At 68.0% G+C, this 18,960-nt stretch carries 18 protein-coding genes; 14 read left to right on the plus strand and 4 right to left on the minus strand.

All coding sequences use genetic code 11. From position 1 onward, the window contains the following. The first annotated feature begins 111 nt into the window (after positions 1-111). Entirely contained in the window at positions 112-1,035 is a 924-nt protein-coding gene (locus OHA18_RS28675; protein ID WP_328998425.1) for a LysR substrate-binding domain-containing protein, read from the plus strand. Here the strand turns inward: OHA18_RS28675 and OHA18_RS28680 are convergent. Next, positions 1,001-1,804: a UbiA family prenyltransferase gene (locus OHA18_RS28680; RefSeq protein ID WP_328998426.1), complete on the minus strand. Its 804-nt coding sequence runs from the start codon at positions 1,802-1,804 to the stop codon at positions 1,001-1,003. The genes OHA18_RS28675 and OHA18_RS28680 overlap by 35 nt on opposite strands. 18 nt (positions 1,805-1,822) lie before the next feature. Here OHA18_RS28680 and OHA18_RS28685 point away from each other — a divergent pair, with 18 nt between their 5' ends. The 3 genes from OHA18_RS28685 to OHA18_RS28695 are packed head-to-tail and all read left to right on the plus strand — an operon-like array spanning position 1,823 to position 4,415. Continuing rightward, positions 1,823-2,875, plus strand: a complete 1,053-nt coding sequence (locus OHA18_RS28685; protein ID WP_328998427.1) for a type III polyketide synthase — start codon at positions 1,823-1,825, stop codon at positions 2,873-2,875. Beyond that, positions 2,875-3,402 (plus strand): isoprenylcysteine carboxyl methyltransferase family protein, encoded by a 528-nt coding sequence (locus tag OHA18_RS28690; RefSeq protein WP_328998428.1) that lies wholly within the window; start codon positions 2,875-2,877, stop codon positions 3,400-3,402. The genes OHA18_RS28685 and OHA18_RS28690 overlap by 1 nt, the downstream gene beginning before the upstream one ends. After that, the gene (locus OHA18_RS28695) at positions 3,399-4,415 is read left to right on the plus strand and encodes an NAD(P)/FAD-dependent oxidoreductase (protein ID WP_328998429.1); all 1,017 of its coding nucleotides are present in this window, start codon (positions 3,399-3,401) and stop codon (positions 4,413-4,415) included. The genes OHA18_RS28690 and OHA18_RS28695 overlap by 4 nt, the downstream gene beginning before the upstream one ends. Positions 4,416-4,636: 221 nt before the next feature. Here OHA18_RS28695 and OHA18_RS28700 read toward each other — a convergent pair whose 3' ends face one another. Continuing rightward, positions 4,637-6,175: a PucR family transcriptional regulator gene (locus OHA18_RS28700; RefSeq protein WP_328998430.1), complete on the minus strand. Its 1,539-nt coding sequence runs from the start codon at positions 6,173-6,175 to the stop codon at positions 4,637-4,639. Positions 6,176-6,277: 102 nt separating this feature from the next. Here OHA18_RS28700 and OHA18_RS28705 point away from each other — a divergent pair, with 102 nt between their 5' ends. The 5 genes from OHA18_RS28705 (at position 6,278) to OHA18_RS28725 (ending at position 9,519) form a co-directional block, all read left to right on the plus strand. Beyond that, positions 6,278-7,549 carry an NAD(P)/FAD-dependent oxidoreductase gene (locus OHA18_RS28705; protein ID WP_328998431.1) on the plus strand — a complete coding sequence of 424 codons (1,272 nt, stop codon included), beginning with the start codon at positions 6,278-6,280 and terminating at the stop codon, positions 7,547-7,549. 223 nt (positions 7,550-7,772) lie between these two features. Further along, complete coding sequence (locus OHA18_RS28710; protein ID WP_328998432.1) at positions 7,773-8,174, plus strand: VOC family protein; 402 nt, start codon at positions 7,773-7,775, stop codon at positions 8,172-8,174. Positions 8,175-8,229: 55 nt separating this feature from the next. Continuing rightward, positions 8,230-8,601, plus strand: a complete 372-nt coding sequence (locus OHA18_RS28715; RefSeq protein ID WP_328998433.1) for a GNAT family N-acetyltransferase — start codon at positions 8,230-8,232, stop codon at positions 8,599-8,601. Between the two features lie 375 nt (positions 8,602-8,976). After that, positions 8,977-9,189 carry a hypothetical protein gene (locus tag OHA18_RS28720; RefSeq protein WP_328998434.1) on the plus strand — a complete coding sequence of 71 codons (213 nt, stop codon included), beginning with the start codon at positions 8,977-8,979 and terminating at the stop codon, positions 9,187-9,189. A gap of 75 nt (positions 9,190-9,264) precedes the next feature. Further along, a complete protein-coding gene (locus OHA18_RS28725) occupies positions 9,265-9,519 on the plus strand; it encodes a hypothetical protein (protein WP_328998435.1) in 255 nt (84 codons plus the stop codon). A 1-nt stretch (position 9,520) separates the two neighbouring features. On the opposite strand, the gene trxA is transcribed toward OHA18_RS28725, so the two are convergent. Both trxA and OHA18_RS28735 read right to left on the minus strand, forming a co-directional pair. Continuing rightward, positions 9,521-9,910: a thioredoxin gene (trxA, locus tag OHA18_RS28730; RefSeq protein ID WP_328998436.1), complete on the minus strand. Its 390-nt coding sequence runs from the start codon at positions 9,908-9,910 to the stop codon at positions 9,521-9,523. A 150-nt stretch (positions 9,911-10,060) separates the two neighbouring features. Next, positions 10,061-10,936, minus strand: a complete 876-nt coding sequence (locus tag OHA18_RS28735; protein ID WP_328998437.1) for an aldo/keto reductase — start codon at positions 10,934-10,936, stop codon at positions 10,061-10,063. A gap of 577 nt (positions 10,937-11,513) precedes the next feature. Between OHA18_RS28735 and OHA18_RS28740 the strand changes: the two genes are divergently transcribed. The 5 genes from OHA18_RS28740 to OHA18_RS28760 are packed head-to-tail and all read left to right on the plus strand — an operon-like array spanning position 11,514 to position 18,960. Further along, complete coding sequence (locus tag OHA18_RS28740) at positions 11,514-12,641, plus strand: conjugal transfer protein (protein ID WP_328998438.1); 1,128 nt, start codon at positions 11,514-11,516, stop codon at positions 12,639-12,641. Between the two features lie 49 nt (positions 12,642-12,690). Next, positions 12,691-12,978 carry a hypothetical protein gene (locus tag OHA18_RS28745; RefSeq protein WP_130446998.1) on the plus strand — a complete coding sequence of 96 codons (288 nt, stop codon included), beginning with the start codon at positions 12,691-12,693 and terminating at the stop codon, positions 12,976-12,978. After that, positions 12,978-13,541 (plus strand): hypothetical protein, encoded by a 564-nt coding sequence (locus OHA18_RS28750; protein ID WP_328998439.1) that lies wholly within the window; start codon positions 12,978-12,980, stop codon positions 13,539-13,541. Before OHA18_RS28745 ends, OHA18_RS28750 begins: the two co-directional genes overlap by 1 nt. After that, positions 13,538-16,927 carry an ATP-binding protein gene (locus OHA18_RS28755; RefSeq protein WP_328998440.1) on the plus strand — a complete coding sequence of 1,130 codons (3,390 nt, stop codon included), beginning with the start codon at positions 13,538-13,540 and terminating at the stop codon, positions 16,925-16,927. Before OHA18_RS28750 ends, OHA18_RS28755 begins: the two co-directional genes overlap by 4 nt. Continuing rightward, positions 16,924-18,960: a hypothetical protein gene (locus OHA18_RS28760; protein ID WP_328998441.1), complete on the plus strand. Its 2,037-nt coding sequence runs from the start codon at positions 16,924-16,926 to the stop codon at positions 18,958-18,960. Before OHA18_RS28755 ends, OHA18_RS28760 begins: the two co-directional genes overlap by 4 nt.

Raw genomic sequence — 18,960 nt, forward strand, 5'->3', positions numbered from 1 at the left:
CGTGTGGACTGGTCAGGGGAGGACACCTCCATCCTCACGGTTAGGTACTGGATTCCCCCAGCGAATTACTCCTATTAGTCTTATAGCGTCACGTAATGAAGGAGTGAATCGATGTACGACCCGGACCAGCTGCGCACGTTCCTGGCGGTGGCGCAGTCGCTGAGCTTCACCCAGGCGGCGGAGCGACTGGGTATCCGGCAACCGACGGTGAGCCAACATGTCCGCAAACTCGAGGTGGCCGTCGGGCGGCCGTTGTTCGTCCGTGACACCCGCACTGTCACGCTGACCGCGGACGGCGAGGCGATGGCCGGGTTCGCCCGCACCATCCTGGCCGCGCACGAGGAGGCGGCCGGCTACTTCACCGGCTCGGAGCTGCGCGGCCGGTTGCGGTTCGGTGTGACCGACGACCTCGCCCTCACTCCGCTGCCCAAGATCCTCCGCGACTTCCGCCAGTTGTACCCGCGGATCGACCTCGAGCTGACCGTTGCCCAGAGCCCGAATCTGCTCCGCCGGGTCGAGTCCGGTCACCTCGACCTCGCCTACGTGAAGCACGGCGTCGGTGGCGGCTACGAGCCGAACGGCCGGCTGGTTCGGCGTGACCCGCTCGTCTGGGCCGGCATCTCGGGGACCCGGATCGCACCGGACGGCCCGGTGCCGCTGGTCGCGTACCAGGCGCCCTCGCTCAGCCGGTCGCTCGGCGTGCAGTCGCTCGAGCAAGCGGGTCGCACCTGCCGGATCACGTGCATCGTCCGCGGCGTCAACGGCGTACTCGCGGCTGTCCGCGCCGGGCTCGGGATCGCGATCTTCGCCCGGTCACTGATGCCCGCCGACCTCGTCGAGCCACCGCCGAGCGCGGGGCTGCCGGAGCTGCCGTCGATCGACCTGGTGCTGATCACCAACCCGCGCGCCGCGAAGGAGCCGGCCGAGGCGCTGACGGCTGCGATCCTCGGGAGCAACGCACCCCTCAAGCCGGACGCCGTGCTCGATCCGCAGGCGCCGGCTAGATCAGTGCGTCACCGCGCAACACCAGCGTGATGATGCTGACCGCGGCGATGGCGATCGTGACCAGGAACGGCGCGTTCCGCCAGAGCAGGATCGTCACGAGGAGTGCGGCAACGATCGCGAGGGCGATCCAGCCGACGACGCCGATCGCGCCGGCCGGCGCGATCACCAGAAGTCCGGTGGCCGCCGCCAGCGGGAGCGGCGCGAGCAGTCGGGCGTAGGCACCCAGCCGCTGTGGCCAGCCTCGTACGCCGGTTGCCAGGTCGTCGGCCAGATCGGGTACGACGTTCGCGAGATGCGCACCGATCCCGAGCAGCGCGCCCGCCGCCGTGGCCCACCACGGCGCCCAGACGTGTGCGGTGCCGAGCGTCACGAACGACGGCAGTCCGCCGAATGCGACGGCGTACGGGAGCCAGGAGATCGCGGTCGACTTGAGGCCCAGGTTGTACGCCCAGGCGCAGGCGACGAAGAGCAGGTGAACCGACCCGGCCGCGAGTCCGTTGGCCAGGGAGACCGGAATCGTGACGACCAGCATGACGCCGGCACCGATCGCGAGCGTCCGGCGACTCACCAGTCCACGCACCACGGGCTTGTCCCGTCGGTTCACAATGGTGTCGCGGGCGGCATCTATCGCGTCATTGCTCCAGCCGATCGAGAGGTGGCCGGTGAGGATCGTTGCTGCGACGAGGAGACACCCGGCCGGACTTCGCCCGGCCGACCAGGCGACCGCCGTGACCAGAGCGGTCACGGCGACAGTCGGCCCGGGGTGGCAGGCGAGGGCCAGACCTTTGACGGTCTTCACCGACGTAACGATGCCACGATGACGCGGGTCGCCGCGGTCCGGCCCGCGCTCCCGCCGTACCGCTATCCGCAGTCGGAGCTGACCGAGGCGTTCGCCTCCATCTGTCTGCCGGACGGCCGCAGCTCGGCGCTGCTCCGGCGGCTGCACGCGAACGCGGGAGTGTCGCATCGGCATCTCGCGTTGCCGCTGGAGCGGTACGCCGTACTCAAGGACTTCGGTGAGGCGAACGACGAGTGGATCGCAGCGGCCGTGGATCTCGGTGCGGAGGCGGTTGCAGGCGCGGTGAAGGACGCCGGGCTGACGTTGGACGACGTCGACGTACTGATGTTCACGACGGTGACCGGGGTAGCGGCGCCGTCGATCGACGCGCGGGTGGCGATGCGGCTGGGGATGCGGGAGGACATCAAGCGGCTGCCGTTGTTCGGGCTCGGCTGTGTCGGGGGAGCGGCGGGGATCGCGCGGCTGCACGACTACCTGACGGCGTGGCCGTCGCATGTCGCCGTACTGCTGTCGGTGGAGTTGTGCTCGTTGACGTTGCAGCGGGACGACGCGTCGTTGCCGAACCTCGTGGGTGGGGCGCTGTTCGGCGACGGCGCGGCGGCGGTGGTGCTGACCGGCTCGGAGCATCCGCTCGCGTCCGGGCCTTCGGTCGTGGCGACGCGTTCGCGGCTGTACCCGGACTCGGAGCGGGTGATGGGGTGGGACATCGGATCGGGCGGATTCCGGATCGTGCTCGGGGCCGACGTGCCGGAGGTGGTGCGCACCTATCTGGGCGGCGACGTCCGCGGGTTCCTCGAGGAACACGGCCTGACCGTGCCGGACATCGGCACGTGGGTGAGTCACCCTGGCGGGCCGAAGGTGCTGGAGGCGGTCTCCCAGACGCTGTCGCTGCGGCCGGGAGCGCTGGACCTGACCTGGACGTCGCTGGATGCGGTCGGCAACTTGTCCTCGTCCTCGGTGCTGCACGTGCTCGGTGACACGCTCAGACTGGATCCTTCTCCTGAGGGTCCAGGAGTGTTGCTGGCGATGGGACCCGGTTTCTGTTCCGAGCTCGTGCTGATGGAGTGGTGATGACGCAATCCTTGTGGTGGTACGTCGCTCTCGTCGTGCTGGTCGGCTTCGAACGCGTCGCCGAGCTCGCCGTGTCGCTGCGGAACGCGAAGTGGAGTTTCGCGCACGGCGGCGTGGAGTTCGGCAAGGGGCACTACCCGTTCATGGTGGTGCTGCACACCGGGCTGCTGGCCGGGTGCGTGATCGAGGCGATCGTGTCCGGCCGGCCGTTCGATCCGAAGGTCGGGTGGGCGGCGCTGGCGGTTGTGTTGCTGATGCAAGGACTGCGGTGGTGGTGCATCACGGTGCTCGGATACCAGTGGAACACCCGCGTGATCGTCGTACCGGGGTTGGGGCGGGTGGTGCGAGGGCCTTATCGGTTCTTGCGGCATCCGAACTACGTGGCTGTGGTCGGTGAGGGGATCGCCTTGCCGCTGGTGCATTCGGCCTGGATCACCGCGATCGCGTTCACCCTGCTCAACGCTCCGTTGCTGGCGGTCCGGATCCGGACCGAGGAAACCGCGCTGAGCACCGTGCTCACTCGATGATCGATCTCCTCGTCGCCGGCGCCGGGCCGGCCGGGGCGGCCACCGCCATCCGCGCGGCGCTCGCCGGGCTGTCGGTCGTCGTCCTCGAGCCGCGCTCGGGCCCGATCGACAAGGCGTGCGGCGAGGGCATCGCTCATAGTGCGGTCGAGTACCTCACCCGCCTCGGCGTGGAACTCGACGGCCGTCCGTTCCACGGCATCCGCTACCTGGATGCGTTTCACCGCGTCGACGCCCGCTTCACCGCCGGCCCCGGCCTCGGAGTACGCCGTACAACCCTCCAAGCTGCTCTCCTCCGTCGACTGGCCGATTTGAACGTCCCCGTCGTCCGCGACCGCGTCGGCCCCATCACCCAGAACACGCAGTCCGTCACCGCCGGCGGCATCACCGCCCGCTACCTGGCCGCCGCCGACGGCCTCCACTCACCCACCCGCCGCCAACTGGGCCTCTCCGGTGCGAATTCTGGTGAGGTTCGCCGTGGGTTGCGGCAGCACTTCCACGTCTCGCCCTGGACAGATCTTGTGGAGGTCTACTGGTCCCACTTGGGGGAGGCCTACGTGACTCCGGTGGGTGATGATCTGGTGGGCGTCGCCGTCCTCACCTCCGCGCGTGGCACCTTCGACTCGCATCTCGACGCCTTTCCCGCACTCAGGCGCCGGTTGTCCGCCGCATCGCCGGCCGGCACGGTGATGGGCGCCGGTCCGCTCCGGCAACGTGTGCGTGCCCGCACCGCCGGCCGCGTCCTGCTGGTCGGCGACGCCGCCGGGTACGTCGACGCGCTCACCGGTGAGGGCATCGCCGTCGCCCTGCGTACCTCCGCCGAGCTCGTCGACTGCATCCGCGCCGACCGCCCGAAGGACTACGAGGCCGCCTGGCGCCGGGTCTCCTGGGAGTGCCGCCTGCTGACCGCATCGTTGCTCTGGGCCCGCAACCGCCCGCTCCTCGCGCCCCGCATCGTCCCCGCCGCGGCCGCGCTCCCCGCCGTCTACCGGACCATCGTGAACCGGTTGTCCTAGGCAACGGTGGGCTCGGCAGAAATGCCGCAGGCCCGGCGATCGCTCAGACAATCGCCGGGCCTACGGGTGGCCCGAGCTTCCTGGTGAAAAGCTCGGACCCGAGCCGTTCCGGCCGCCTGGTGAACGGTCGGACCGGCTGACAAGGAAGACTCTGTCAGCCGGATGTTGCCCAGTAGTTGCCGGAATATGAAGCCTTGTTACAGGGGGCTGTGGCGTACATCTCAGTGTTCGGTGCGTACGGCGGCAATCTGCAACTGCAACGCCAGCCGTTCCCGCGGATCCGACAGATCCAGCTCCGCGATCTCCCCGATCCGCTTCATCCGGTGCCGCAACGTGTTCGTGTGCAGGTGCAGCGACCGCGCCGCCCGCTGCGGCTGCCCCGGATAGTCGAGCCACGCCTGTAACGTTTCCACGTATCCCGTGTCGTGCTCGATGTCGTGCCGTAGCAGCGTCGCGAGCGGACCATCCATCTTGGTGGTATCAAGCGACGTGACCGCGCGATGAACAGTCAGCACATGCCACGCGTCCTCCACCCGCAGCGCCGGCCCGGGAGCGACACCCCGCCGTACCAGCCCGAGCAGCTCGACCGCCTCGGCCCGTGAGCTCGGCAGATCGGCCGGACCGCGTGCAGGACCGCCGGCTGCGGCGTACGTGCCCGGTGCCTGCTCCAGCACGAGCTTCTGCAGCCAGTTCCAGGAGCCGGGGCCGTCTGTATCGGTGACTACCGCCAGCACGTTCCCGTCGAGGTCAGCCAGCTGGGGCTCGCTCCAGCCGTGCCTGCGGCCGGTCGACTCCCACAGGTCCAGTTGCTGCGGTACGTCGTACCCATCCGGCGAGCCAAGCGCCACCACGCGCCACGGCTGCCGGGGAAGCCGTACATCGACCGGGTTGTCCGGAGAGAACTGCCGCAGGATCGTCCGCAGCCGATCGATCGCACTCCGTCGCGCTACATCGGCCTGAGCGCGCAGCCGCAACATGTGCAACGCCAGCACGGACGCGGCGTTGCTGAGCTCCGCAGTGACCGCATCACTCACCGGTCCGTCGACAACCGCCCAGATAGACCCCAGCCACTCACCACCAGCCCGGACAGGTACGACGAGACGCGGGCGGATGCCATTCGGCCCGTCCGGTACCAGAAACGGCTCGCTGGACCGCGCCAGCCGCCGGAAGATGCCACGGGCCCGGAAATGTGCGATGACCTCGGCCGGCACCCGCCGACCGACGATGGTGGACACACGGGTCGGGTCGGTGAAGTCCTGACCAGAGGAGTACGCCAAGACGCGTGACTGGTTGTCCTCGATGGTCACCGGCGCGTCGACGATCGCTGCGGCCGCATCTGCCAGTGCGAACAGTTCCTGGTGTACGCCGGCGTCCCCGGCGGCAGGGGAGTCCGGTGCTGCGGCGCGGTCGATGACGCCGCGCATCAGCCAGACCACATGCGCCCAGGTGACGCTCGGCTGCAGTGCGACCAGGGTCAGCGTGGTCTTTTCCGCTGCCGTGACCACAGTCGGCTCGTGCGCGAGCGCCGTACGCAGGACCACTCCGGACGCGCTACCGGCCGCACAGCGCTCGACGAGCTCCACGGCGTCCTCCGCATCGCGCAGGCCGAGTCCCAGCACCAGATCGCCCGGTTGACCGGTCGCAGGCTCCTGTGGGTCGGCCAGGAACACGTCGCGGACCTCGCTGTCGCCCTTGCCGGTCACCACCATCTCGAACAGGGCAGGGCCGACGGCGGCGATCAGGTCAGGCGCGGTGATCATGAGGCTATTGTGCGGGTTATTGTGCGATGAGCACAGTCATTCGTCCCGTCAATGGTGTGATCGCACCATGACAGCTGCTCGCGGCGGCCGCACCATCGATACATGACCACAGCTGGTTCCGCAGTACCGCACATCGTTCCTGACCGCGTCGCCGTCGTCGGCGCGGGCATGGTCGGCCTGGCCACCGCCTGGTTCCTCCAGGAGGCCGGTGTCGAGGTGACCGTGCTCGACCGCGAAGGTGTCGCCGCGGGCGCGTCCTGGGGCAACGCAGGCTGGCTGACGCCCGGCCTGGCCACGCCGCTGCCGGAACCAGCGGTCCTCAAGTACGGCGTCCGTGCGGTGCTGAGCCCTGCCTCACCGGTGTACGTTCCACCGACCGCGAGCCCGCGGCTCCTCAAGTTCCTCACCCGCTTCGCTCGCAACAGCACCGCCGGACGCTGGAAGACCGCGATGGAGTCGCTGGTCCCGATCAACCGCCAGGCGCTGGACGCCTTCGACTTCCTGGCCAAGGCCGGGGTCGAGGCGCAGACCTACGAGGCCAAGTCGTTCCTGGCCGCCTACCGGACCGTCGAGGAGCGCAGCGTGCTGCTCGAGGAGATCGAGCACATCCACGCCGCCGGCCAGGGCATCGAGTTCGAGGCGATCAGCGGTGACGACGCCCGCGCGATCGAGCCCTCGCTGTCCGACGAGATCGGGGCCGCGATCCGGCTGCACGGGCAGCGGTTCATCAACCCCGGGGAGTACGTCAAGCTGCTCGCGGACTCGGTGATCGCCCGCGGCGGGCAGATCATCAGCGGCGTCGTCGTGAACGACATCGTCGACGAGATCCGCGGCGTTCGGCTGGTCACCGGCGACGGCGAGACCGACCCGTTCGACGCGGTCGTGATGGCGACCGGTGCGTGGCTGGGTGACCTGGCACGGCAGTTCGGCGTACGCACTGTCGTGCAGGCGGGCCGTGGGTACAGCTTCAGCGTGCCGATGGCGCATGTGCCGTCCGGCCCCGTGTACTTCCCGGCGCAGCGGATCGCCTGCACGCCGCTGGGCGACCGGCTCCGGGTCGCCGGGATGATGGAGTTCCGCAAGCCCGAGGCGAAGCTCGACCCGCGCCGGATCGACGCGATCGTCGAGGCCGCGCGGCCGCTGCTGCGCGACGCCGACCTGGACGCGCGGACGTTCGAATGGGTCGGACCGCGGCCCTGCACCCCGGACGGCCTGCCGCTGATCGGCGCCACCGCGTCGCCGCGGGTCTTCGCCGCCGGCGGGCACGGCATGTGGGGTATCACCCTCGGCCCGATCACCGGTCAGCTGCTGGCCGAGACGATCACCACCGGCCGTGCTCCGGAGGAGCTGCGACCGTTCAACCCACTCCGCTGACGATCTGGCGGGACCCCGACGACGTGGTCCCGCCATCCCGCTGACCGTCTTCCGAGCAGCCCCTTCGGTGACCCTCCTCGGGCAGCACCTCATCTGCCCGCACCTCCTCAGGCCACCACGTCGCTGCTCCGGTCAGCCCCGAGAGCGGGCCCTGGCGTCTTTCTCCTGCCCAGGGCCCGCTCTTTTCTGTTTTCTGTCGGTGGGCTGTGCAAGGGTTCCCGCCATGGTGCTCAGGTGGTACACGGTCGTGGTCGACTGCCACGACGTCCGGAAGCAGGCGGCCTGGTGGGCCGAGGCGTTCGGCTGGAAGACGATCATCGAAACCGACGACGAGTGCGTGAACGTTCCTGGCTGGGTCGAGCCCGACACCATCAGGGACATCCCGTGGGAGCGGATCGGTCCCGGCATGGTGTTCGTTCCGGTGCCTGAGGGCAAGACGGTGAAGAACCGCCTGCACCTCGACTTCGCGCCGCACACGAGCCAGGACCGCGACGCCAAGATCGCCCGCCTCGAGGCCCTCGGCGCGCGCCGCATGGACGTCGGCCAACCTGACGGCCCGAGCTGGACGGTGCTCGCCGATCCCGAAGGCAACGAGTTCTGCGTCCTCAGTTCGCGCGACTTCTGACGATCAACCGGCTCGCGTCGCCGAGCTGACCGAGCTCATGCGTACGGCGTGGTGGATGAGCGACCGCACCCCCGCAGATGTCGCGCACCTGCTCGAGCACTCGGACCTGATCACGGCCGTCACCCACCGCCGATCAGACCGCCTGATCGGCTTCGCCCGCGTACTGACCGACTACACCCACATCGCCCTCGTCCTCGACGTGATCGTCGACGACTCCCACCGAGGCTCCGGCCTCGGCTCCGTGCTCTTGGATGCCATGGTCAACCATCCGGACCTCACCACCGTCCGCAGCCTCGAACTCGTCTGCCAACCCAACCTCATCCCCTTCTACCGCCGCTGGGGCTTCACCGACCAGGTAGGCCCCTCCACCCTCATGCGCCGCACCACCGACCCACGCCTGAAGGCGCCACCCCTTGCCGATAGCTGACGACGCAGGCACGATCACCAGGACTCGCCAACGACGTACGGAGGGCCGGCCCGATGACGGACGTGAACGAATCCTCTGTTCCCGGCAATCGCGGACCCTCGACTCGTCCCGCGCCGCCGGTGATGCCATCGCCCCAGCGGCCTGCTCCGCCTCGCGTGCGGGATCATTCGACTCCTGCATGGACGGTGACGGCCCGGCCTGTCGTGGACGTTGCCTCGCGAATCCTGTGCCTGGTGATCGGCGCAGCTTTGCTTGTCGCCGGGCTCGTCGGACTGTTCACCGGCGTCGGTGAAGGCCCACTCGTGACGGTGCTGGCGGCCGGCCTGCTCCTGATCGTGATGCCGTCGATCGTCGATCGTCGATCGGATCCGGAGCATGAAGCTCGGGGAGTTCGAAGTACGTCTCGTCCGTCAGATTGCCGTCACCGCACGCAAGAGTGCCGACACCCTCCGGGCCCTCGGGATGGAGACGCAACTCGACGCCTACGCGACCATCTACACCGAGCTACGCGGACCCGAGCTGAAGTCGGTTCGCGGAGAGATCCTCGACCGGATCGTCCAGCGCGTCGCGAACGCCTCTGCGGTCTAGAAGTTCGACAAGAGCGAGGTCAGGGACCTGTTCTTCTCGGGCTCGCCCATCGTCCGCGTCCTTGCCCTCGGCCTGATGGAAGGAGACCCCTCCGTCCTCGACAGCGGGGTCCTTCTGACGGCGATCAACACCTCGCTCACCGGCAATGAGCAGTACCACGCACTCAAGGTGATCCGGAACGGCTGGGGGCAGCTGTCGCAGACCCAACGGGGCGAGCTGCTCGCCGCCATCAACTCGAATCCTCAGATCGCGAACGGCCCAGCCCGGCGTGAGGTGGCAAAAGAAATCCAGGAACTCGACAAGAGTCCCTGGATTCCGTCAACCAATTGATTCAGTGCGTGTGCGGCTCGGTGCCGTGTTCCGCCTCGTGGGCGGCGATCTGGGCCTTGACCTCTTCCATGTCGACCGCGCGCAGCTGGCCGATCAGGTCCTCCAGGCTGGCCGCCGGCAGCGCACCGGCCTGCGAGTACAGAACCACGCCGTCGCGGACCGCCATCAGCGTCGGGATGGAGCTGATCTGGAAGGCCTGCGCCAGCTCGCCCTCAGCCTCGGTGTCGACCTTGCCATAGGTGATGTCCGTGTGCTGCTCGGACGACTTCTCGTACACGGGTCCGAACATCTTGCACGGGCCACACCACTCGGCCCAGAAATCCACCAGCACGAGACCGTCGCCACCGACCACCTCGTTGAAGTTGTCCTGGGTCAGCTCGACCGTTGCCACTACGACCTCCGAAAGTAGTTGATTACGCCCTTCTCAACATCGATCCGACCCCGAGTTGTTCCCGCACCCGGGCAGACCACGCCGGCCGGTCCCGTACGGCGTACGACCTGACCGGAATGCGGAGTCTCGTATGTGACCTGGGCCACTTCGTCAGATCGGCGAATCCACGAACGGTGACGCGTAGTCCTGAACCTCGGCGAGGATCGACGCCGCCGCCTCGGGGGTGAGGTCGGCGCGCTCGCGCTCTGCAACAATCATTTGCTGCAGGAGCCGGGTCTCACCCGCAGTAGCCAGGCCGGTGATCTCCGGATGACCGTTCAGCAGCCAGGCGGTCGCGGCAGTGATGTACCGCTGCTCGTCGAACGGCCGGTACCACGTGTCGTACGCCTTCTGCTCGCCGTCCTGCCAACCGCGACGGGCAATCATCTTGATCGTCATCAGCGCCGCGTCCGACGCCTTCACGGCCTCGACCAGGGCGGCATAGTCAGCGGCGTACTGCGGGTCGGTGGACAGCTTGTAGTTCAGCGGGGTGAGGACGCTGTCGAAGTCGAACCGGCGCAGTCCCTCGGTGTGTACCGACGGCGCCTGCTCGGTGTGGCCGGTGATGCCGATCGCCCGGACCAGCCCTTCGTCCTTGGCCCGGATCGCCGCTTCCAGCGAGCCGCCCTTGCCGGTGACGAGGTCGAGGTTCTCCAAGTCGCACACCGCGTGCATCTGAATCAGATCGACATGGTCGGTCTGCAGCCGCTCCAGTGACCGGTTGATCTCGCTCCAGGCCTCCTCGAACGTCCGGCGGCCGGTCTTGGTGGCGAGGAAGATGCGATCCCGGATCTCGGGCATCCGCGGCCCGAGCCGCAGCTCGGCGTCGCCGTAGTCGGCGGCCACGTCGAAGTGGTTGATGCCGGCGTCCAGCGCTTCCTGGATCGAGGCGTCGGCGCGGTCCTGGTCGACTCCGCCCAGCGACGCGGCGCCGTAGATCAGTACCGAGCTCTGGTGGCCGAGTCGGCCCAGTCGGCGAGTTTCCATCCTGGTCCTCCAGGGGGTAGCAGGGTCACTCCGACCCTATGCCCGGAACCGTCCTCGGCAAGCGGTTGTCCACCGCCGATTTTGACCCCTCGCCACGGGAGAGTTTTCCACAGGCCGACCGCCGCATCGGTTACTATCTGTGATCAGTTGGTGCATTCTTTACCATGTTGTTCGCACGGATCTTCGAAACCTGTCCACGGCGTGTGGCATGGTGTGCGCTGCCTAGTCGACCTGAATGGGCATGAGAGAGGAGCTATGACGACGGTACCGAAGGTGTCACTCTTGCCCGAGGAGGGTGACACTGCCCGCGAGCGGGGTAACAGTATGGCTGCGGGGAGCGATGGACCATCCGGATCCTGGGCTCAGGCCTCCCGGAGGGCGGTTGCTTGCCGTATCCTCCCGGCTACTGTCCGCGAAACTGCTGTCTGAGGGGCGGGTAGGGATGAGTTGGTGGCGAACTGCACTGAATCTGCCGCCAAAAGGTGAGCATTGGTCGGATCAGCGCCGTACCAAAAAGGCTGGCAAGGGACGCCCACAGAGCACCGCGCCGGAGTGGTGGGCCCACCCCGGTGGCCCGGTGACACCCACCCCTCGCCAGGCGCAGGGCGTAGCAGCGCAGTACTCCGCTCCGCAGCAGCAGGGACCGCCGCCGCCCGGTGGCGTGATGGCACCGCCCCGCCGCCCGGCGCCACGTCCGTCGGGTCCTGCCGACGTGCCGCAGCAGGACCCGGCCCACCGCACACCCGAGCGTTTGAAACAGCGCTCCCCGCACGGTGCTCATGCTGCCCCGGGGCCGGTCCGCGAGGTGCTGGAGCCTGGGCAGACGCCGTGGTCCACCGAGCCGGAGTCGTCGTTCTCCACGTGGGCCAGGAGGTTCTTCCGCGGCCTGGTAGTTGTCGTGCTGCTGCTGGCCGCGATCAGTGGCATCCGCTCCTGGATCAGTCCGAACCGGTCGCCGGAGACTGTGGTGAGCGGGCAGAGCAGCTTCCCGTCCGCAGAGGCGAGCGCGGTCGCGACGCGGTACGCCGTGTCGTACCTGACCTGGGACGAGGACAACCCGGATGCCCGCCCGGCCCAGATCGGTCTCGACCTCGCTGCCGGCCTCGACAGTCGCGCGGGGTGGAACGGTCGCGGCAAACAAACGGCTGACGTCGCCTACCCGGGGCAAGTGACGCCCGACTCCAACGGTCTGACCGCAGTCGTGGATGTCCGGGTCCAGGTGCACACGTTCACGCGACAGGGCAAGGGCTGGAAGACCGGACCGGTCGTCTGGGACCGCGTATCGGTCCCGGTAGCCCGGACAGCGGCCCGAGTGGTGGCCAGCGGGCCGCCGACGTTCGTGCCGGACGTGCGGGCACCACTGCCTGACAACATGCCGGCGGCCGGTGCTCCCGACGACGATCTGACCGCGGCGACGCAGAAGGACGCGGAGGCGTTCTTCGGTGCGTATGCGGAGTCGGACAACAAGGTGTCGGCGGTGACCGCGCCGGGCTCGACCATCCGTAGCCTGAACGGTGCCGTGAAGTTCGGCGAGCTCAAGGATTGGCAGGTCTACACGGGCAACGACGACGAGCGGCGGGCGACCGCGGCCGTCACCTGGGACGGGGTGGGTGACACCACGTTGGACCAGACGTACACGCTCACGCTGAGGCGTACTGTCGCCACGGACGGAGCACAGCGATGGCAAGTGGCTGCCGTCGGATGAATCCAGCGACTGGCCATCGGATGACCGAGGCAACAAGGGAGACACCGCAATGATGACGCACGAACTGGCTGCGAGCGTGGTTCAGCTTGCCGTGCCCATGGCCGACCCCAACGTCCCGACGGGAGCCGACTTCAAGGACTGGGTCCTGGTCATCGCGGGGAACATCTTCATCGCGATCCTCGTGTTGCGGGCCATCGGCCACTACTTCAAGCGCGAGTGGGGCGAGCTGTTCGGCCACATCGCGGCCGGGGTCCTGGTCGGTGGGCTGATCTACGCCAACAACCAGACCATCAACGTGCTCAAGGGCTTTTGGGGATTGCTGTCCGGAGGTAATTGATGCGAGTCGGCCGTACCCTGACCCACCACTTCGAGATCGAGACTCGGCAGTACGACCTGCTCGGCATCGACCTGGGAGAGGGCGCCCGGCGCCGGATGATCATCTTCGGCGCGGTGATCATCCTGCTCTGGATCGCGTTGCTGTTCCCGTTCATCGGCGTGCCCAAGAAGCCCACGGTCAGCCTGTACGTCGTGCCGCCGTTCGTGATCACCGCGTTCGGCTGGCGGCCCGGGAAGTTCCACGAACGCCGCCGCCGGGTGACCGAGTGGGCGCTGGCCGTGCGGTACGCGTTGCGTGCGCATCGCCCGATCATCGGGCTCGGCGCGCGGGCCGCGGACAAGACGGAGTACCTGCCGTGGCGTGAGCGCGTCGCGACCAGGAAGGTGGCCGACCTGGCGAAGGCCAGAGTGACGCCGGAGTGGGAACGCGAGGTCGTGGTGGAGCTCGATCCGATGGTCCGTGCGGGTGCGGACATCACCGTGAACCAACGGGCTCGATTGCTGGGTTCGGATCACGTACAACGGGTCAGTCGCAGGACGTCGTCAGGGAAGGGCCGCGAATGAAGATCGCTGACAAACTCCTGAACCTGGTGGGGGTCGGCCGCGAGCGCGGCCTACCGCCACCTCGTCTTGTTGCCATCGCCGACGGCCTGCTGGTGACCGAGCGCAGCGCCGAGGCGTGGTTCCTGATCTCGGTGGCGAACACGGACCTGGCCACCGAGTCCGAGCAGGACGCGGCCCTGGACGCGGCGGTCAGCGCGGCCGCGACGATCCTCGGTGACCGGCTCAGCCACCTGAAGGTGGTGTGGGGCCGTTCGACCGGTCAGGACTACATCGACTCGGTGGCCGGCCATTACCGGCTCGGCGACCACGAGGCGTGGGCACAGACCCGGGCCGACCGGATCGACGAGATGCGGATGCCGGAGCGGTACGTCGCGCTCGGCGTGCATCTGTCCGATCGTGATCCGCGGGCGACGGCCCAGGTGCGCGGTTCGATCAGCGACGCTCTTGGTACGACGTCGTGGCGGGTCAGTGCGCGCGAGCTCGCGCACCTGGACGAGCGGGTGCGCAAGCTCGCTCGTCAGCTCGGCTCGACGGTGTGGCGGGCGCACACGGCGCCGGCCGAGGTGATTTCGTGGCTGATCAGCCGGGAGATGCATCGTGGTGCGGTCGCGGCGCCGCGTCGTGGCCTGATCACGGGTGCTTCGCTGGCGCGGCTGACGTCCGGGCGAGTGGTGCCGTACACCGATCACCTGCGGATCTACGACACGCGTGGCCAGATCGCGGCGTACACGACTGTCCTGGCGATGACCGACTTCCCCGAGGAGCTCGAGACTCCGGGCGCGGGGGAGTGGCTGCGGACCCTGTCGGAGATCAAGGCCATCGACGACGACGGCGACGAGATCGACGTCACCGTCGAGGCGTCGGTCCGGTTCCGCGTGCTGACGAAGAAGACCGCGCGCCACCTGGTCGACGAGACCCGGAAGAGCGCGAAGGAGCAGCGCCGGTCGGCCGCGAAGGGTACGGCGGAGGAGACCGCCGACGAGATCGTGGAGACCGAGCGCGTGATGCGTGAGGTCAAGCGCGACATCAACCGCAGCGGTCTGACGCTGGTCGAGGACCACCCGCGGTTGCTGGTCAGCGCGGACACGCGGGAGGACCTCGAGGCGTACGTCGACGCCGTCATCGCGCACTACGCGGACCGTGGCATCACGGTCGCCGCGGGCGCGGACGAGCAGCGCGACCTGTGGCTGGAGTCCTTGCCAGGCGACCAGTTGCGCGTGCCAGACCTCGGGCATGTGCGGGAGTCGACCGCGTTCTTCGGGTCCTGGTTTTGGGGCGGTGCGTCGATCGGTGACGCTACTGGTCCCGCCATTGGTTATCTGACCGGGTCTACGCCGGGTCTTGTGCGGTTCGACGCGGCTGCTGGTTCTGCTCTTGGTGACGCGACGACGACTCTGTTCCTGGGTCGGTCGGGTCGAGGGAAGACGACGGCCGCGATGCTTGGCGGTCTGGACTCCGCGTTCGCCGGCGCGTGGGTGCCGTTGCTGGACCTGAAGGGTGATGCTGCGGGCGTGTCCGCGGTCGCCGCTGAGTACGGCGTACCTACTGCCGTCATTGAGATCACTGCACAGTTCTCCGGTGCTGCGGACCTGCTGCGGGTGCTGCCCGTCGACGACGCGCTGCTGCAGGCGCCGTCACAGCTCATGCTCCTGCTGCCGCCGCATCTGCGTGGTGCCGCCGAGGCGCCGGTCATGGCCGCCACCCGCGCCGAGATCCAGTCGCCTGATCCGTCCTCGTGGGGTGTCATCCAGCGACTGTGCGCCTCGGAATCAGAGACGATCCGGACCGTCGGCTTCGCGCTGCGCGACCTGGTCGAGACCGGCCTCGGCTCGGTCGTCGCCGGCCCGCCGTCCGGCCTCTCGTCCCTGACCACGAACCCGGGTCTCTGGGTCGTGCAGATGCCCGGCCTGACCCTGCCGTCGCCCGAATCGGCCCCCGAGTCCTGGTCGCCGATCGAACGCGTCGGCATGGCCTGCCTCCGCGGCTGCCTCGCCTGGATGGTCCGTACGACGGGACGCCGCGAGTTCCGCGGCCGCTCGAAGGTCGTCATCGTCCCCGAGGTCCACCTGCTGACGAAGACCCCGGATGGCGCGTCCTTCCTGGACTACATCGCCCGCGTCGGCCGTGCGTTGGGTGCCTCGCTGGTTCTGGACACGCAGGACCCGGCCAGCATCTTGAAGCTGCCCGGTCTGGTCGAGCAGATCACCACCCTGTTCGCCTTCAGCCTGCGTTCGCGCGAGCAGGTCGACTCCCTGCTCGAGTTGCTGGGTCGCCCGCAGACCGCGCCGTACCAAACCCTGGTCCGCGGTATCAACACCGCCGCCAACGGCAAATCGATCCGCCACGGCCACTGCATCATGCGCGACCGCTGGGACGAGGTAGCCACCGTCCAGATCGACATCCCGAGCCAGCGCGTAGCCGCCCTCCTCCGCACCACCCCCGAATCCGAACACGCGAACCAACCCATCGAACCCACCCTCCCCACGCCCCCCGAAGACCCCTTCGCCAACGACGAAGACCTCTTCGAACCAGCAGCCACCGCCACCGCCCAATCAGAAGCCCACACCCAACAACCCCCCGCGTACCAGGACGCTCCTGCCTCGGCGAACGGCAATACGCCCTACAACGGCACGCCGGCGGTCGCCAATGGCGGCGCGTCCAACGGCACTCCTGCGGTCCCTAACGGTGGCACGTCCAACTACGGCGTCCCTGCCACACCTCAGGACGCCATCCCTGCCGCCCGCCAGAACGGTAGGCCCGGCACCCACGCCGCGCCCCAAGACGGCACGCAAGCACCGTCCTACAACGGCGCGGGCGTCCCTCAGGACAGCGTGCCTGGGGCCTCCTACGACGGTCCCCTTGCCACGCCCCAGTACTCACCAAACGGCAGAGCCCCAGCCCACCCCCCAGCTCAGCAACACGCCAATCAGCACCCCGCGACCCCGGCTCAGCAACCCGCCGCCCCGTCGTCCGCGTCGGCGGAAGCAACGCCCGGTTCCCCCGCCCCAGAACCGACCTACGCCTCCACCCCAACGACCCCGCAGCAGCCCTCCACAAGCGCGCCGGCCCAACCGCCCGTGGTCCAGCAAAACGGCCACCCGCCAGCTCCGCACCACGAAAACGGCCAGGCCCCGCACCACGAAAACGGCCAGGCCCCCCACCAGGAAAACGGCCGCCAAGACACCCATCCCAACGGCCAAGACCCCCACCAGGACCGTCGCCGCCCCCTCCGGCACGACTCCCCGATAGGCCCCGACGAGGTCTACGACCAAGAAGCAGACGAAGCCGCCTACAACGAGGCCATGTACGACGCCCACGGCGACGTCCCCACCCCCAACACCGACCCCAACCGGCCCCCCACCGGCAGCAAGGAGCACGTCGCATGAGGTGGCCCCGCCGCCTCAGAACCGCGGCCACCGTCCTCTCCATCTCCTTCATAATCACAGCCCAGCTAGCCCTAGCCGCCGACCCCAACCAAGGCCCCACCAACCCAACAGGGTTCGGGGATCTCCTCCCCACGCCGGACCTGACCCACGGTGATACGCGGACTCTCTTCGAGCAATACAGCCCAACGGTCTACGGACTGGACTTCGAAACGAGTTTCCGCGACCCGATGGAGGCTGTGTTCAATGGCTACGCGCACATGGTCATGCTGTATATCGTCGCGATCACCCGTGCGGCGATCTCGGTGGGCTGGTGGTTGTTCTCGTTCACTGATATCAAGCCGCTGACAGATACGGCGTCATCAGCCATCGGCCTGGTGAACACGCAGCTCGCGGGCTGGTTGCTGCCGTCGGCTCTAGCATTCGGGGCTATCGCCGCGTACGCCCAACGCAAGGCAAATGGCAGCGCGATGAGCCAACTCGTGTGGGTCTTCGCCGCCGGACTCCTGGCGACGAGTTTCGCGGTCGCGCCGGCAACCTGGTTGAACGGAGTGGACGGCGCGAGGCAAATTGGATCTGATGCTGTGGTCGGGACGTCGACGGAGGTTCTCGGGTCGACGACAAAGGTGCCGATCGAGTGGCCCGAACCGAGCTTCTCCGGCACAAAACGCGACACCTTGTTGCGAAAGTCCGGAGACGCAACGTGGCGAGCCTTTGCGGCCACTCCGTGGTGCGTCGCCGAGTTCGGTTCTCTGCAAGCTTGCCAACGCTACGGCAAAGCCATTCTCGACAAGGGCACGGACGGCGACGCCCGTAAGAGCTACATCGATAACGAGGTCAGCAAAGCCGAAGGCGGAGGCGACGCGCCAACAGTCCAGTGGGCGAAAGGTGACAATCCTTTCGGGCGCGTAGGCGTGCTGACTCTCGGAGCGATCGCGGCGACGCTCTTTGCGTTCTTGACCGTATCGCTTGCCTTCACTGCGCTGATGGCATTCATCGGCTGCATGATCCTGCTTGTGGTGGGTGTCCTGTTCACGTGCCTCTGGGCGATTCCGGGCCGGACAAGACAGTGGGGGATGAACTGGTTCGAGGCTCTTCTCGGCTTGGTGTTGCAATCGATCCTGGCACTTCTGGTCTTCTCTACGACGCTGGCTCTCGTTACCGCGGTGTTCAGCCTGACCGACGCACTCGGATGGCTCCCTGTGAGTGGGCTTGCGATTGCCGTGCTCATTGCGGGATTCCGGCTCCGTCGTCTCTTCGAGAGCATGAGTTCTATGATGCGGCCGGGAATGGGCAGCATGGTGATGGGCGGATTGGCACGCAGAGGTGCGATGACAGCCGTCCGGCGCCTGATGGGAGCAGTAGGCAGTAGGGCTGCGAGTCCGACTGTCGCGGAGCGAACCAGCAGGTCTGGGGCAAATGACACTCAAGTCCAGCGCGCCACGTCCGTTCGCGTGTTCAGACAGGCGCCGGCGCTCGGCAGTAACTACCGGACCGTGGCCGCGCGACAGGCGCCGGCTCATGAGCTGAACTCTCCTGAGCGTCGAGCCATCGAGCCTGCTGGAGCCTCGGCGTCCGCAGCCGGGGGTTCTGTCGGTCGAAAGGAATCGCAGCTCGCGCGCCTCAAGGATCAGGCTCGGGCGGGCATCGGGACGTCAGGCGCGTCGCTCTCGGCGGCGAACGGTACTGCCACGCCGGTCGGGCGGCGCCGCGCAATCACGGTTGGCTTGCCTGCTGCGTCGTCCGGTCGATCGGCTGCAGGTAGTGGATCTCAGTCCGGTACTTCGAGCAGCGGCTCCTCGAACTCCGAGGCACGACCCGCCAGGCATGCGAAGACACCCAAGATCGACAGTCGGCCTGCGTCTCACAGCAGGTTTGAGCCGAGAATTCACACACATTCGGCAAGCCTTCGCGATGGACCTCCGAAGACGATTCGCGATCGCCGTAAGCCCTCGTCCAGCGCGAACCGGCGATTTCGTGAGTACTCGAGCGTCACGAAGGACGGTGTGACGGTCATGGTGCCAACCCGCAGGTGA

This window comes from Kribbella sp. NBC_00709 (assembly GCF_036226565.1).
Taxonomy (GTDB): Bacteria; Actinomycetota; Actinomycetes; order Propionibacteriales; family Kribbellaceae; genus Kribbella.

Bases quoted from the DNA above. Each gene is read 5' to 3' on its own strand.
- OHA18_RS28750 (WP_328998439.1), top strand. From the start codon at position 12,978: ATGCGAGTCGGCCGTACCCTGACCCACCACTTCGAGATCGAGACTCGG.
- OHA18_RS28675 (WP_328998425.1), top strand. From the start codon at position 112: ATGTACGACCCGGACCAGCTGCGCACGTTCCTGGCGGTGGCGCAGTCG.
- OHA18_RS28725 (WP_328998435.1), top strand. From the start codon at position 9,265: ATGGAAGGAGACCCCTCCGTCCTCGACAGCGGGGTCCTTCTGACGGCG.
- OHA18_RS28690 (WP_328998428.1), top strand. From the start codon at position 2,875: ATGACGCAATCCTTGTGGTGGTACGTCGCTCTCGTCGTGCTGGTCGGC.
- OHA18_RS28720 (WP_328998434.1), top strand. From the start codon at position 8,977: ATGAAGCTCGGGGAGTTCGAAGTACGTCTCGTCCGTCAGATTGCCGTC.
- OHA18_RS28745 (WP_130446998.1), top strand. From the start codon at position 12,691: ATGATGACGCACGAACTGGCTGCGAGCGTGGTTCAGCTTGCCGTGCCC.
- OHA18_RS28685 (WP_328998427.1), top strand. From the start codon at position 1,823: ATGACGCGGGTCGCCGCGGTCCGGCCCGCGCTCCCGCCGTACCGCTAT.
- OHA18_RS28700 (WP_328998430.1), bottom strand. From the start codon at position 6,175: ATGATCACCGCGCCTGACCTGATCGCCGCCGTCGGCCCTGCCCTGTTC.
- OHA18_RS28715 (WP_328998433.1), top strand. From the start codon at position 8,230: ATGAGCGACCGCACCCCCGCAGATGTCGCGCACCTGCTCGAGCACTCG.
- OHA18_RS28705 (WP_328998431.1), top strand. From the start codon at position 6,278: ATGACCACAGCTGGTTCCGCAGTACCGCACATCGTTCCTGACCGCGTC.
- OHA18_RS28695 (WP_328998429.1), top strand. From the start codon at position 3,399: ATGATCGATCTCCTCGTCGCCGGCGCCGGGCCGGCCGGGGCGGCCACC.
- OHA18_RS28760 (WP_328998441.1), top strand. From the start codon at position 16,924: ATGAGGTGGCCCCGCCGCCTCAGAACCGCGGCCACCGTCCTCTCCATC.
- OHA18_RS28735 (WP_328998437.1), bottom strand. From the start codon at position 10,936: ATGGAAACTCGCCGACTGGGCCGACTCGGCCACCAGAGCTCGGTACTG.
- OHA18_RS28755 (WP_328998440.1), top strand. From the start codon at position 13,538: ATGAAGATCGCTGACAAACTCCTGAACCTGGTGGGGGTCGGCCGCGAG.
- OHA18_RS28710 (WP_328998432.1), top strand. From the start codon at position 7,773: ATGGTGCTCAGGTGGTACACGGTCGTGGTCGACTGCCACGACGTCCGG.